The organism is Geobacillus sp. FJAT-46040 (assembly GCF_002335725.1).
GTDB lineage: Bacteria > Bacillota > Bacilli > Bacillales > Anoxybacillaceae > Geobacillus > Geobacillus thermoleovorans.
The window spans coordinates 1,775,123-1,788,848 of sequence record NZ_NISS01000001.1; the positions used below are offsets into that span (position 1 = coordinate 1,775,123).

Here is a 13,726-nt window from a genome sequence, read left to right on the forward strand (position 1 = left end):
AACGCTTGTTTATTTTAGCCGTGTTAGCCGATCGCTTTGGCTGATGATGTCCGTGATGCGGACGCCGAAATTTTCATCGATGACGACAACCTCTCCTTTCGCGATCAGCTTGTTGTTGACAAACACGTCGACCGGTTCGCCGGCCAGCTTATCGAGCTCAATGATCGATCCAGTCGACAGCTGCAAAATTTCCTGCACCGATCGCTTCGTCCGTCCGAGTTCAACCGTCACCTGCAGCGGCACATCAAACAGCAGCTCCAAATTGCGCGCCTCCGTTGCCGCAAGCGGCGGGGCATCGAACTCGACGAAATCGGCGGTTTGAATATGCCGAGCGGTTGCACCATCCCTATCCTTGTCCGCGCGCCCAGCCGACGGTTCATCCGTCGAGCGGCTCGCCGCTTCTGAAACGGCCGCACCGCCGTTCGCCTGAGCGTAAGTCGGAACAGGCTGCGGCTCGCTAAACGGCCGCGCGTCCGCCGACGACTTGAGGTTAACTTCCGCAGCCCCCGGCTCCTCAAGCGGCGAGCCGAGCAATTGGGCAGCCAATTCTTTCGCGAAATCGACCGGCAGCAGCTGCATAATGCTTGAGTCGATCAACTCGCCGATTTTCAGCCGAAATGACACTTTAATGAGAAAATCTTCGTCCGGCAAATATTCCATCCCTTTTCCTTCCGCCAAATCAAGCAGGTGGAGCGTCGGCGGGGAAATATCAACCCGCTTGCCAAAGACGGTCGACATCGACGTCGCCGCTGAGCCCATCATTTGGTTCATCGCTTCTTGAACAGCGCTCAGCTGAATCTCTCCGAGCGGACCATCGGCCGCCGTTCCGTCGCCGCCAAGCATTAAATCAGCGATAATCGCCGCGTCTTTCTGTTTAATGACCAACAAATTTGTCCCGAGCAGCCCTTCCGTATAGTTGACTTGGATGGCGACATATGGCTGCGGAAATTCATCAGCGACGCTTGTGCGCTCGATCATGGACACGCTTGGCGTCGTAATTTCCACCTTTTGGTTCAATAACATCGACAGTGCAGTGGCCGAACTGCCGAATGAAATATTGCCAATTTCCCCAAGGGCATCTTGCTCGAGCGGGGTGAAAATATCGTGGAGCGCCGGAACGTGATCGCTATTGTCCATTCCGCGCAGTAAAGCATCGATTTCATCTTGCGACAACATCCCATCATTCATCATGGTCGTCTTCGTCCCCCTCGATCATCGCTAAAATTTGCACCGCCAGCTTTTTGTTCCGCTTCCCCGGCTGGCCGATAAACTTTGGAATATGGCCGATTTTGACCACGAGCGGCTCATGAATCGACTGCTCGAGCTGAATGACGTCGCCGGCCTCGAGTTGAAGAAATTCATTGACCGTGATGACCGCCGTTCCCAGTTCAGCGATAATCGGCAATTTTGCCGCGCGGATGCGCTGTTCGATCCGTTTCGCTTCCTCGGGGGAACGCTCCTTTTTTTGCGCCTGCATCCAGTAATGCACCGACAGCCGCGGCATAATCGGCTCCAAGACGACATGCGGAATGCACACATTCATCATGCCGCGCGCTTCGCCGATTTGCGTGTTGAGCGAAATGACGACGACGGTGTCGTTCGGCGCAATCATGCGCAAAAACTGCGGATTGACTTCAAAATCGACAAAGAGCGGGTCGACTTCCGCCACCGATTCCCAAGCGTCGCGCCAATGGACAAATGCCTTGTCAAACAAATTGGACATGATGCGTGTTTCAATCTCAGTCAAATGCTCCACTTTATCCATGCCGACGCCGCGCCCGCCCATCACCCGGTCAAGCATGGCGTAAGCGATGTTCGGGTTGACTTCCAAAAGGACATGCCCGCCAAGCGGCGGCACCTCAAAGACATTGATGATCGTCATTTTTGGGATGGAGCGGACAAATTCTTCGTATGGAATTTGGTCGGCCGATGCGACCGAAATTTGCACATATGTGCGCAACTGGGCGGAAAAAAACGTTGTCAGCAGACGGGCGAAATTCTCATGAATGCGCGTCAGGCTGCGGATTTGATCTTTGGAAAACCGGAGCGCCCGCCGGAAATCATACGTTTTGACGCGTCGGCCTTCCTCCTCTTTTTTCAGCTCCTCCGCGCTCATCTCCCCTGCAGAAAGCGCAGCGAGCAACGCGTCAATTTCGCTTTGCGACAATACTTCCCCGGCCGTCATTTCATCTTCCCCCCTTCCAATGACAGGGCTACTGGAGGATAAAAGAGGTAATGTAGACGTTCTCCACTCTCCCTTCTTGCATCAATCCGTTGATCTCGCGCTTCAGCCGCTCTTTCAGCGCCGTCAGCCCTTCTTTTCCTTTAAAGTCGGCCGCTTTCATCTGCGAAAGTTGCTCGATGATCACGTCTTTCATCTGAAAATCGCGTTTCTCCGCCTCTTCTTTTCCTTGATCGCTGTCTGTTTCAATTTTAAATGAGATTTTAATATAACGCCCGTCCGCTAAATTGGTGGTCATTTCCGGAATGTCGATCGATCGTTCCGCTAGTTCATCGGCGCTTGGCGCCCCTTGTTTTTCCGCATTCCCCATCTTCATCACCGCGACAAGCGCCGCCGTTCCGGCCAAGGCGATGACCGCCAGCACAATGATCATCGTTTTGATTGCTTTATTCCCTTTCACTGTCCAATCCTCCTGCTTTCGGTAAGCGAAACACACCAAGCTGCCGGTAAAATTCGCTCGCTCGTGCAGCCACTTGCTCGACCGTTTCGCGCACGACGAATTTTTTTCCGTTCGTCAGCGTCACGGTCGTATCAGGAAACGCTTCAATTTGTTCGATGTACAACGCATTGAGCACAAACCGTTTCCCGTTGAGCTTCGTTAACGAAATCATCGGCCAGCAGGCGCAAGACGCCGCTCACGCCCTACCTCCTATTCTATTTTTTCAAGTTGACAAGCTCTTGCAAAATTTCATCCGATGTCGTAATGATGCGCGTATTCGCCTGGAAGCCGCGCTGGGCGACGATCATCTCCGTGAATTCCTCGGCAAGGTCGACGTTGGACATCTCAAGCGCGCCGGAGACGATGGTTCCTGTTCCGTTCGCTCCCGGCGCCCCTGTCGTTGGCGCGCCGGAGTTGGTCGTTTCGCGGAACAAGTTGTTGCCGGCTTTTTCTAATCCGTCATTGTTTGCAAATTTGGCCAGCTGAATTGTGCCGATCGTACGTAAAGTCCCAGAAGCATCCACAATGGTCACTTTGCCGTCCGCCCCGATGCTCAAGCTTTTCGCATATGTCGGAATTTGAAGGCGGCTATTTCCAACACCGAGCAAATATTGGCCATCGGCATTGACAATATAGCCTTGCGAATCGAGATAAAAATTCCCGGCTCTCGTATACATGCTGCCGGAAGCGTCGCCGACGACGAAAAACCCGTCGCCGGAAATGGCCAAATCAAGCACACGGCCGGTCGTTTGCAAGCTGCCTTGCGTATGGACGGTGTCGATCGCCGCCAGCTGCGAACCGAGCCCGACCTGCTTTGGATTCGTCCCGCCGCGGCCGGCATTGGGTCCGCTTGCTCCAGAAATCGTCTGGCTCATCAAATCTTTGAAAATCGTTCGTCCTTTTTTAAACCCGTACGTATTGACATTGGCAATGTTGTTGCCGATGACATCCAACTTCGTTTGAAAGTTGCGCATGGCGCCGATTCCGGAATACATGGAACGAAGCATCGGTTCCCTCTCCCCTTTTATCCTTTTTGTTCGACTTTCACGACCGCATCCGCGGCAATCGTTGTCCCGTTATCAAGCCCAAGAGTCACTTGGCCGTCTTTTTGCATGACCGATTGAACGACGGCGCTCATCATCGTCTCGCCGTCTTGCCAGTGCACCGTTTTGCCGATCCATTCGCTGTAGCGCAAAAGCGCATCGCGGCTTGACGCTTGCATCCATTGCTGCATCAAATTGGCGATGCTCATCATTTGCTCAAGCGAGGAGAAGCTCGCCATTTGCGCGATAAAGTCTTTATCTTTCATCGGATTGAGCGGGTCTTGGTTTTCTAGCTGAGCGAGCAAAATTTTGAGAAAGTCGTCTTTTCCTAAAATTTGATTGCCCGTTTTCCGTTCCGGCTGAACCGCGTTTGCCAGCCATAAGCTTCCATCAATCGCATTCGTTGTCATCCTCGTTCTTTTCCCCCTTATGCGTCAGCTTCGATCCCGTCTAGCGCAAACGGGAAGGAAGATGATGGCTCCCGCTTTTGTTTTTGCCGCGATTCGCCCTGCTGCTGTCCTCCTTGGCGGTTCCCGGAATACGGCGGCATAGCGGAGCGGTCATAATCCGACCAAACGGTCCATTTTTCGACCGTGATGGAACTCGCATCAAGCTGCTGAGCAAGCTGCGGCAAATGAGCGTAGAGCAACTCTTTCACCGCGTCGTTCGCCACGAGCAGCTTGGCGGCGAGCTTTCCACCTTCCTCTGTCATTTTCACCGTCACCGTCCCGAGATGTTCCGGATGCAGACGGATGACAAGCTGCATGACACCGTTTGGCAACTTCATCCACCGCGCCGACCTTAGCGCGTGGGCGACTTGATCAGCGACGCTTCCGCCAGCTGACGCCGGCATCTCGCCGATCAGCCCGACAGATGAAGAGGAGGGTGATAAAAGCGCAGGGGGAGTGGTGAATGAAGGAGCGGCCTCGCCGCCATGCCCCTTGTCCCCCCTTTTTGGCAGCGAAATGTCTTTTTCGCCAGCCGGACGGACGGAAGAAGCTCCGTTAGGCAGCGCGACAACCGGCCTGTTGCCCCCCTGCTCATGGAATGGACGCTGGTCGCCGTCGCTCAGGAGCGGTGGAAACATCCCTGTTTTTCCGCTGGAAGGCGAAAAAGATTCAGCATCGATATGACCACTTTTCCGTCCGTCGGTTATGAACGCACGTTCAAATCCCGCTTCATCAGCCGCCGGCTGAGCGGCAATCGTTTCTTCACCATTCATCGCACCGACAAACGGAAATGCCCAATGATCACTCGTTTTCCCTTCCGCCTGCTGATCCGCCGCCAAAAGCGGCGCGCCTGCAGCTGCCGAAATTGGAGCAACAGCCCAAGCAGCCACGATGGAAGGGGCAAGCCACAATGATTCGATTTGCGCCGGCTTCTTTTCCGCTGAAGATGGTTGTCCGGCTGCGCCCGTTTCCATTCCGCCATTTTGCCAATCTGGCTCTTTGTTTTTGTTCGACTCCTCTTGAAACAAGCTAGTCTCTGCCCCAGCGGGCCATAACTCTTGTTGCTTGTGCGCAAGCAACGCCGCAAACACGTTTGCGTTTTCCGCCTCTTTTTTCACCGCCATAGCGCCTGCCGATAGCGGCGCGTTTGCTGTGATCGTTACTTTCATTCGGCCGCCTCCTTCCCCATCGCCCTTTTGCTTAACGATGCCAACAGTTTTGCCGCCTGCCCAGCCGGCATTTGTTCCAAAATGGCTGCCGCTTTGTCGCCGTCAATCTGGCTCAGTACACGGAGCGCTTCGCTCTCAGGCAGTTCCGCTAAAATAGCCGCCGCCTGTTTTTCCGACATGGCGTCATACATGCCGGCGACATCTTCTTCCGTCAAGGCCGGCTCGTCAACAGGCTCAGCCTGAGCGTCCGTTTTCCCGCTTGGCGCAGACAGCTGGGCGATTTCCTTTTCCTTTGCCGCCAATTCGTTTTTCAACTGCTTGATTTGCTTTTGTTGGTCGGCGATCGTTCGTTTTTGCTGGTTGATTGTCTGCTGCTGAGCTTCAATCGTTTTTTGCAAAGCTTTCTCCCTTTTGCTCCAGTTGATCCACTCGGAGACAAACGGCGCCTTTATTGTCCACTGCTTTGCCGCCTTGGCCACATCAACGCCGGCAATGTTTAAAATCAACAACAGAAAGGAGGCAGCAAACGCACTCGGAATGACAATGACAAACAACAGCCATTGCCACCAACTCGCCTGCATTTCCTGTTCAACTTTGCTCTCCGCCATCTATACCTCCCCTTGCCTTGCAAAACGTTGAACCGCCATTTCATCGAGCAGGCGGCGTTCCGCTTCCCTCTCAAGCTGCTCGGCCCACCGCTTAATGCGCTCACGCATTTTTTCGTATTTTTTCACTTCGATATTCAATTCCATCAAACGCTGCTGCCGGCGCTGCATCTGCTCGCGCGCCTGCATGACGACGAGCTGATAATGGTCGATCATCCGCTCTAAATTCGCCATATATTGCAGCCTAAGGCGAATGTCTCCAACGGACAGGCCGGCTTGAAGCTGTTCATCCCGAGCCGCCGCGCATTCTTCTTTTTCCTTGAGCAGGCGGTAAAGCGTTTCGGCTGCCTGCTCAAACCGGCGGACCGCCTCCTCGTATTCGCCAAGCGCCTTTTCTTTTTCTTTTTCTTTCATCGCCAGCACTTTTTGCAGCCGAAACGTCGGCGTCACATTTGTTCACCCTTTCATCGTCTGAAAATGGCGCGCGATTTCTCACCGAACCGACAACAAGCGCAACAGGGCATCAATGCTTTCGGCGCGCGTCGTTTTTTCATCGATGTTTTGGCGGCAAAACGCCATCATTTGCGGATAAAATTCGATCGCCTCATCAATTTCTTGGGACGACCCCCGTTTGTACGCCCCGATTTGAATCAAATCCTCCGAATCGATATAAGTGGACAGAAGGCGGCGGAACCGGTTTGCCGCTTCGCGGTGCTCTGCGCTGATCATGTGGGGCATGACGCGGCTGACGCTTTTGAGCACGTTAATCGCCGGGTAATGCCCTTTGTTCGCCAGCTGGCGTTCCAACACAAAATGGCCATCCAAAATGCCGCGCACCGCATCAGCGATCGGCTCATTCATGTCATCGCCGTCAACAAGCACCGTATAAAACGCGGTGATCGTGCCGGAAGCGTTCGTTCCAGCCCGTTCAAGCAGCTTTGGCAGGAGGGCGAAGACCGATGGCGTATAGCCTTTCGTCGTCGGCGGCTCACCGACGGCAAGGCCAATCTCCCGTTGCGCCATAGCGACGCGGGTGACCGAGTCCATCATGAGCATAACATCCGCCCCTTGGTCGCGGAAATATTCGGCGATCGCCGTTGCCGTATAGGCGCCTTTGACGCGCATCAGCGCCGGCTGGTCGGACGTGGCGACGACAACGACCGAGCGGGCCAAGCCGTCCGGGCCAAGGTCGCGCTCTAAAAACTCGCGCACTTCGCGGCCACGCTCGCCGATTAAGGCGATGACGTTCACATCAGCCGACGTATGGCGGGCGATCATTCCCATAAGCGTGCTTTTGCCGACGCCCGAGCCGGCAAAAATGCCGACGCGTTGCCCCTTGCCGACGGCAAGCAGGCTGTCGATGACGCGGATGCCAACTTCAAGCGGTTCGACAATCGGCGGCCGAACGAGCGGATTGGGCGGATCGCGTTCGACCGACACCGGCTTCAGCCCGGGCGGCAACGGGCTCCCGTCAAGCGGTTGGCCGAGCGGATCAAGAACCATGCCAATGAGCGCATCGCCGACGTGCACTTCAAGCGGCCGGCCGGTCGCTTCGACAAGGCAGCCGGGAGCGATATGGGTCGTGGCGGAAAACGGCATAAGCAAGACGTGCTGTTCATGAAAGCCGACGACTTCGGCGGGAATTTTCCGGCATCCGCTCTGTTCATGGATGTAACAAAGATCGCCAATCGAGCTTTTCGGTCCTTTCGATTCCATCATCAAGCCGATGACGCGCGACACTTTGCCAAACCGTTTATACAAGTCGATAGCGTCTATTTCATCAAGAAGCGCCTGCCAGTTCAGAAAACGCTCCCTCCTTCAATCGCCGGTAGAGCGCCTCGCGCAGCCGCTCAAGCTGTACATCGACGCTCGCCTCGATGCGCCCAAACGGCGTCTCCACGACACATCCATATTCAGGAAGCGCATCGTCCGGGTAGATGAATAGATCAACGCGATGCGGAAACAGAGATTTCAACAGCTCCTTTTGCTCTGCCACTATTTCGTAGCCGTGCGGATGCACATAAACGGCCACTTCCGTTTGCCGGCGCACTTCCTGCAACGCTTGGTGCACGAGCGGCAAAAAAGCGTTTCGATCGCCCTCAAGCGCGGCGCCGATAATGCGTTCGGCCGCTTTTAACGCCACCTCCAGCATCGCCTCAGCCGTCGATTCGATGCGAGCGTAAAATTCGGTGTTCGCTCGCTCCGCCAAGCGGCGGGCTTGCTCGATCAACGCGCGGTGCTCGCTCAAAGCCTCCTCGCGCCCAGCCGCATAGCCGTCTTCATACCCGCGGGCGCGCGCTTCCTGCATGAGACGCTCTTTCTCCCGCTGCCATTCCTCTTTTTCGCGGGCCAACTGCTCGCGCACCGATTCGTAATATTGCTCTGCCTGGCGGCGAAGCTTGGCTGCTTCTTCCTTGGCGGCGGCGACCGCTTCCATCTCCCTCTGCCGATCGTCGACGGACGATGGAAGATCGGAAACATGGCGCTGCACGACGATCGTCTTTTTCCCAGCGCGCGCCGCCAATTTCGGCGCTTTAATGACGTTAGACAATAATATCATCTCCTCCCCCGCGCGCGATGACGATTTCTCCGGCCTCTTCGAGACGACGGATCACGGCGACGATGCGCGATTGCGCCTCCTCGACATCACGCAGCCGAATCGGCCCCATATATTCCATTTCTTCTTTGAACGTCTCGGCCATTCTTGTCGACATGTTGCGGAAAATAATGTTTTTCACTTCGTCGCTCGCTACTTTCAGCGCCAACATGAGATCGTTGTTGTCCACCTCGCGGATGACGCGCTGAATGGCGCGGTGATCGAGCGTCACGATATCTTCAAAGACAAACATCCGTCTTTTAATTTCCTCAGCCAGTTCCGGGTCTTGAATTTCCAAGGCATCCAAAATCGTCCGCTCCGTGCTCCGGTCGACTTGGTTCAGCACTTCCACGACCGCCTCAATTCCGCCGGCTTGCGTGTAATCTTGCACGACGGTCGCGGACAGCCGCCGCTCCAAAATTTGCTCGACTTCGTTGATAATCTCCGGCGATGTGCTGTCCATCAGCGCGATGCGCCGGGCGACATCCGCCTGCATTTCCTGCGGCAGCGCCGATAAAATTTGCCCTGCCTGTGCCGGCTCCAAATACGAAAGAATCAGAGCGATCGTTTGCGGATGTTCATTTTGAATGAAGTTTAACAGCTGCATCGGGTCGGCTTTGCGGGCGAAATCAAACGGCCGCACCATCAGCGTTGATGTCAGGCGGTTGATGATCTGCATCGCCTTATCCGGGCCGAGCGCTTTTTCAAGCACTTCTTTCGCATAGGCGATGCCGCCTTGGGCAATGTAATCTTGCGCCAAGGCGAGCTGTCGAAACTCTTCAAGCACTTCCTCTTTTTGTTCGGCCGTCACTTGACGGACGTTGGAAATTTCTAGCGTCAGCTTCTCAATCTCTTCCTCGGATAAATGTTTATAGACAGAGGCCGACACATCCGGGCCGAGGGAAATAAGCAAGATGGCTGCTTTTTGCCTGCCCGACAGCCCGCCTTTTCGTTCGCGCTTTGCCATACGCCGTTCCCCCTACTCTTCCGATAGCCACGTTTTTAATAATTTTGCAAACTCATCCGGCTTTTCTTTCGCCAGCCGCTCAAGCTGTCGACGGCGCAACGCTGCCTCCGTCTCCGGCGGCTCCGGCAAATCCGGCTCCGTCGAAAGCGGCGGAGTGAACAAGTGTTCTTCTTCCTCTTCCTCGTCTTCACGGCGGCGGCGCAGCCAGAGGAACAACAGCAAGGCAACGAGCAACAGCGCTCCTGCACCGGCCGCATACCACCACCACGCCGGCCGGTCCGGCGTTGATTCGGTGAATGTCGGCTTGCCGTTGAATTTTTGCACCGAAACGACGATGCGGTTGTTGATGTCTTGATCAGTGAGCGTTTGCGCCTCGCTTTTGTCAATTGACGTCCGAACGATCGTTCCTAGCAGTTTTTGAATATCATTGACCGTCTCGGGCGGCAGCGAGTTCGGATCATTAGGGTCAGGCGGCTCGACCATCACTTGGATGCCTAGGTCGCGGATTTTATATGGACTTTCGACGATTTGCTTTTTGATTTTGTTTACCTCATTGTTGATCGTCTCTTCGGTTCGTTCATAGTTGCCGTTTGTTGCGCCGTTTGCGTTTTGGTAGCCCGGCACTTCGTTCGCGCCCGTTCCAGCGGCGCCTCCGGGCGGCACACCGCTCCCGGAGTACGTCTCTTTAATGCGCTGAACGCTGACGGCAATACCTTGCTTCGTTTTCTCGTCCACTGGAGAAACCAAATTTTCTTCTCGTTTCTCCTGCGTAAAGTCGACATCCGCCGTCACGGAAACGACGACTTTATCCTGCCCCATCATCGTGCCGAGCAGTTGCTGCACTTGGCGTTGAATGTCGCGCTCGATCTGCTTTTTGATTTGCTGCTGCGAGGCGAATGTCGTTCCTGTCGAATTTTCGCCGTCGTTTTTTAAATCGTAATACTCAAAAAACTGATTCATAATGACGATATTATCTGTAGAGAGATTCGGAACACTTTTGGCGACGAGATGATAGAGCGCTTTGATTTGCTCGTCGCTGAATTGATAGCCCGGCTTCGTCTTCAGCACGATCGAAGCCGAGGCTTCCCCTTTCTCATCGGAAACGAATACGCTCGGCTGCGGAAGGTTGATCATGACTTTGGCGTCCTCGACGCCGTCGATCGTCTTGATCAAGTTGGCGAGCTCCGTTTGCATCGCCTTCAGCTTCACCATATTGAACTCGTTATCCGTCATGCCAAAGCTCGCGTTTTGGCTGAAAAATGAATAGTCAATGACTCCACTGTTCGGGATGCCTTCAGCAGCGAGCTCGACTTTCAGCGCGTCCACTTGCTCTTTCGGCACTTTAATCGTCGTCCCGCCGTCCGCCACTTCGGCCGGAACGCCGCGCTGGTCAAGCGTTGCTTTAATTTGCCCCGCTTCTTGCGGCGACAAATTGCTGTAGAGGGGCACCATTTCCGTCCTTGTGGCGAAAAAGACGCCGACGCCAACGGCCAAAAGCACGGCCGCTGCCGCAGTGAGCACGAGCCATTTCTGTTTTTTTGTCCGTTCCTGCCAAAACGCGCGAGTGCGGCTCCACCACTCTTTCCATTTCCTTCTCATACAATTCCCCCGATGATCCAATACCTGCCGCCATAGCGCAACAATGGCGGCGGCTTCCGTATGTATCGTATGTATTGCGATTCATTGCTGCTACAATGGCATGCGCATCATTTCTTGATACGCCTCGATCGCTTTGTTGCGGATCTCCAGCGTCAGCTGCAACGTGATGCTCGCTTTTTGCGCGGCGATCATCACATCATGCAACTGAACGTTCTCCCCGCGAACGAGCTTTTCCGTCAGCGCATCGGCTTGAATTTGCGCTTCGTTCACGCGGTTGAGCGCCTCTTTGAAAAATGCGGCGAATTGCTTTTGCGCCTCAGCCGGCTTCGCTGGGGGCGAAACGGCGGAAGACATCGTCAGCCCAATGCGGCTTGCTCCATCAATCATCGTTTATCCCCCTCGCATGCTATTTCCCGATCTCGAGCGCCTTCATGAGCATTCCTTTTGAAGCATTCAACACCGTAACGTTCGCCTCATACGAACGCGTCGCCCCGATCAAGTCCACCATTTCTTTCAGCGGGTCGACGTTTGGCAGACGCACATAGCCGTCGGCGCCCGCATCCGGGTGATTCGGGTCGTAGACGAGTTTAAACGGCGCCGGATCATCGACAATTTCGCGCACCCGCACTCCGCCGTCCACCGCGTCGGCACGGCCGAGCGCAGCCTGCAAATAGCCCGAAAACGACCCGCTGCGCGGTTCGATGATGACCATTTTGCGGCGGTACGGCTCCCATTCGCCGTTGACAAGGCGGGCGCGCGTCGTATCGACGTTAGCGATGTTGGAGGCAATCACGTCCATGCGCAACCGTTGGGCGGTCAACGCCGAAGCCGAAATGTTTAGACTTTGAAACAAAGACACCCGTTATTTCCCTCCTTTAATCACTGTTTTCAACGTTGTAAATTTGCCGTTGAGCCGCTCGATTAAGGCATTGTAATAAATTTGGTTTTCTGCTAGTTTTGACATTTCTTGATCGATATCGACACTGTTTCCATTATGATTGTAACTGATGCTGGCATTGGTCGTCACGACAATTTTTCCATTCTGTTCGTTTCGAAACGGAAAATGGCGCGGATCCGTCCGTTTGGCCTCAAGGGCAAGCGCCCGGTCAAGCTCCGCCTGAAAGCGCACATCTTTCGCCTTATAGCCCGGCGTATCGGCGTTGGCGATGTTGTCGGCGATCGCCTGTTGGCGAAGCGCAGCGTAGCGAAGCCCTTGTTCAAGCCAACCGATCGTCGCTGAAAAGAGCGCCAATGGAATCCCCTCCTTTGCCCAAATATTTGCGACAACGTTCTAACGCATCGGTAAACAGCTGAATGACATGGAAATAGTCGACGACATGTGTCGCCTCTGGGCAAACCCGTTGAATCGCTTTTTTCATCGCTGGAGCCAAGTCACTCACGACATACTGAACGGAACGAGACACATGAGCCAATGCACGCCCAATGGCTTCCTCGTTCTTTCCTGCTTCCATGGCATACACTTCTCCCGTTTCGGCATCCATGATCGCCACTCCATAGTCGTATAAACTGAGAGTACATGCGAATTTTCCTCCATGGTTTGGTTTGGTCACCTTTACCATACAGGAAAATTCGCATTTTTTGTACCCTCTATGCACACCTACCTTAAATGATCAAGTACAACTTGTGGTGAAGGGCCCTAATTTTCCTAATTTTCATTTTACGGGAAAGAAAACCTAATGTATAGACGGAACTTGGTACCATTTTTCGACGATGCCATGACAGAAAAACGATGCCAAGGATGTTTGTCAAAACAAAAAACCCGCCGGGCCAGAATACCCAGCGGGCTTAGGCGGCTGCGCCGTTCAGCTTGATTTCAATTTTTCAAGTTCGCTTAAAAACTTGTCGTTCAATACTTTAATGTACGTTCCTTTCATGCCGAGCGAGCGCGATTCGATCACGCCGGCGCTTTCTAGTTTGCGCAGAGCATTGACAATGACCGAGCGGGTGATGCCGACGCGGTCGGCGATTTTGCTCGCGACAAGCAGTCCTTCCGTTCCGTCAAGCTCCTCAAAAATGTGTTCGATCGCCTCAAGCTCGCTGTAAGAAAGGGAGCTGATCGCCATTTGCACGACCGCCTTGCTGCGCGCTTCCTCTTCAATTTCTTCCGCCTTTTCACGCAGAATTTCCATGCCGACGACCGTCGCACCGTATTCAGCCAAAATGAGATCGTCATTGTCAAACTCGCGGTCAAGGCGCGATAAAATGAGCGTGCCGAGCCGCTCGCCTCCGCCGTTGATCGGAACAATCGTCGTCAAGCCGGTTTTGAACAAGTCACGATTTTCCACTGGAAACGCCGTATATTCGCTATTAATATCAATATTAGGAGACGTTTCCGTAATGTTGAACAAGTTTTTCGTGTATTCTTCCGGAAACTGGCGCTCCTCCAGCATCCGCTTCATCCGTTCGTTTTCAATCGATTGTTTAATGGCGAAGCCAAGCAGTTTGCCGCGGCGGCTGACGACGAACACGTTCGCTTCAATGACATCGCAAAGCGTTTCCGCCATCTCTTTGAAATTGACCGGCCGCCCGGCCGCCTTCTGCAGCATGGCGTTGATTTTCCGCGTTTTCTCTAGCAAGTTCATTGATTTCATCTCCT

17 protein-coding genes and 1 pseudogene are annotated in these 13,726 nt (G+C 54.2%); all 18 read right to left on the reverse strand.

What is annotated here, in order from left to right; genetic code table 11:
- Positions 1-9: 9 nt before the first annotated feature.
- The 18 genes and pseudogenes from fliY to codY all read right to left on the reverse strand — a co-directional run bounded on the left by fliY (position 10) and on the right by codY (position 13,712).
- Positions 10-1,191, reverse strand: coding sequence for a flagellar motor switch phosphatase FliY (gene fliY, locus CD000_RS09340; RefSeq protein WP_096225520.1), 1,182 nt, complete (start codon positions 1,189-1,191; stop codon positions 10-12).
- Complete coding sequence (gene fliM, locus CD000_RS09345; RefSeq protein ID WP_011230730.1) at positions 1,181-2,185, reverse strand: flagellar motor switch protein FliM; 1,005 nt, start codon at positions 2,183-2,185, stop codon at positions 1,181-1,183. The genes fliY and fliM overlap by 11 nt, the downstream gene beginning before the upstream one ends.
- A gap of 28 nt (positions 2,186-2,213) precedes the next feature.
- Entirely contained in the window at positions 2,214-2,642 is a 429-nt protein-coding gene (fliL, locus tag CD000_RS09350) for a flagellar basal body-associated protein FliL (protein WP_096225521.1), read from the reverse strand.
- Positions 2,629-2,853, reverse strand: coding sequence for a flagellar FlbD family protein (locus CD000_RS09355; protein WP_011230728.1), 225 nt, complete (start codon positions 2,851-2,853; stop codon positions 2,629-2,631). The genes fliL and CD000_RS09355 overlap by 14 nt, the downstream gene beginning before the upstream one ends.
- 43 nt (positions 2,854-2,896) lie before the next feature.
- Positions 2,897-3,688, reverse strand: a complete 792-nt coding sequence (gene flgG / locus CD000_RS09360; protein WP_096225522.1) for a flagellar basal body rod protein FlgG — start codon at positions 3,686-3,688, stop codon at positions 2,897-2,899.
- Between the two features lie 17 nt (positions 3,689-3,705).
- Entirely contained in the window at positions 3,706-4,134 is a 429-nt protein-coding gene (gene flgD, locus CD000_RS09365) for a flagellar hook assembly protein FlgD (protein WP_096225523.1), read from the reverse strand.
- A 17-nt stretch (positions 4,135-4,151) separates the two neighbouring features.
- The gene (locus CD000_RS09370; RefSeq protein WP_096225524.1) at positions 4,152-5,342 is read right to left on the reverse strand and encodes a flagellar hook-length control protein FliK; all 1,191 of its coding nucleotides are present in this window, start codon (positions 5,340-5,342) and stop codon (positions 4,152-4,154) included.
- A complete protein-coding gene (locus CD000_RS09375) occupies positions 5,339-5,950 on the reverse strand; it encodes a MotE family protein (protein WP_011230724.1) in 612 nt (203 codons plus the stop codon). The genes CD000_RS09370 and CD000_RS09375 overlap by 4 nt, the downstream gene beginning before the upstream one ends.
- Positions 5,951-6,397: a flagellar export protein FliJ gene (gene fliJ / locus CD000_RS09380; RefSeq protein WP_011230723.1), complete on the reverse strand. Its 447-nt coding sequence runs from the start codon at positions 6,395-6,397 to the stop codon at positions 5,951-5,953.
- Positions 6,398-6,439: 42 nt separating this feature from the next.
- Entirely contained in the window at positions 6,440-7,750 is a 1,311-nt protein-coding gene (gene fliI, locus CD000_RS09385; RefSeq protein ID WP_096225525.1) for a flagellar protein export ATPase FliI, read from the reverse strand.
- Positions 7,728-8,507 (reverse strand): flagellar assembly protein FliH, encoded by a 780-nt coding sequence (gene fliH / locus CD000_RS09390; RefSeq protein ID WP_020278189.1) that lies wholly within the window; start codon positions 8,505-8,507, stop codon positions 7,728-7,730. Before fliH ends, fliI begins: the two co-directional genes overlap by 23 nt.
- Positions 8,491-9,510 (reverse strand): flagellar motor switch protein FliG, encoded by a 1,020-nt coding sequence (fliG, locus tag CD000_RS09395; protein WP_096225526.1) that lies wholly within the window; start codon positions 9,508-9,510, stop codon positions 8,491-8,493. Before fliG ends, fliH begins: the two co-directional genes overlap by 17 nt.
- 12 nt (positions 9,511-9,522) lie before the next feature.
- Positions 9,523-11,109: a flagellar basal-body MS-ring/collar protein FliF gene (gene fliF / locus CD000_RS09400; protein WP_096225527.1), complete on the reverse strand. Its 1,587-nt coding sequence runs from the start codon at positions 11,107-11,109 to the stop codon at positions 9,523-9,525.
- A 90-nt stretch (positions 11,110-11,199) separates the two neighbouring features.
- Positions 11,200-11,496, reverse strand: a complete 297-nt coding sequence (gene fliE, locus CD000_RS09405) for a flagellar hook-basal body complex protein FliE (RefSeq protein ID WP_011230718.1) — start codon at positions 11,494-11,496, stop codon at positions 11,200-11,202.
- A 19-nt stretch (positions 11,497-11,515) separates the two neighbouring features.
- On the reverse strand, positions 11,516-11,968 hold the full coding sequence (flgC, locus tag CD000_RS09410) for a flagellar basal body rod protein FlgC (protein WP_011230717.1): 453 nt from the start codon (positions 11,966-11,968) through the stop codon (positions 11,516-11,518).
- Between the two features lie 3 nt (positions 11,969-11,971).
- Positions 11,972-12,361 carry a flagellar basal body rod protein FlgB gene (gene flgB / locus CD000_RS09415; protein ID WP_096225528.1) on the reverse strand — a complete coding sequence of 130 codons (390 nt, stop codon included), beginning with the start codon at positions 12,359-12,361 and terminating at the stop codon, positions 11,972-11,974.
- A pseudogene (locus CD000_RS09420) lies at positions 12,357-12,632 on the reverse strand (transposase); the annotation flags it as partial. The gene flgB and the pseudogene CD000_RS09420, both read right to left, overlap by 5 nt.
- A gap of 300 nt (positions 12,633-12,932) precedes the next feature.
- Positions 12,933-13,712: a GTP-sensing pleiotropic transcriptional regulator CodY gene (gene codY, locus CD000_RS09425; protein WP_033008156.1), complete on the reverse strand. Its 780-nt coding sequence runs from the start codon at positions 13,710-13,712 to the stop codon at positions 12,933-12,935.
- Between the last annotated feature and the right edge of the window lie 14 nt (positions 13,713-13,726).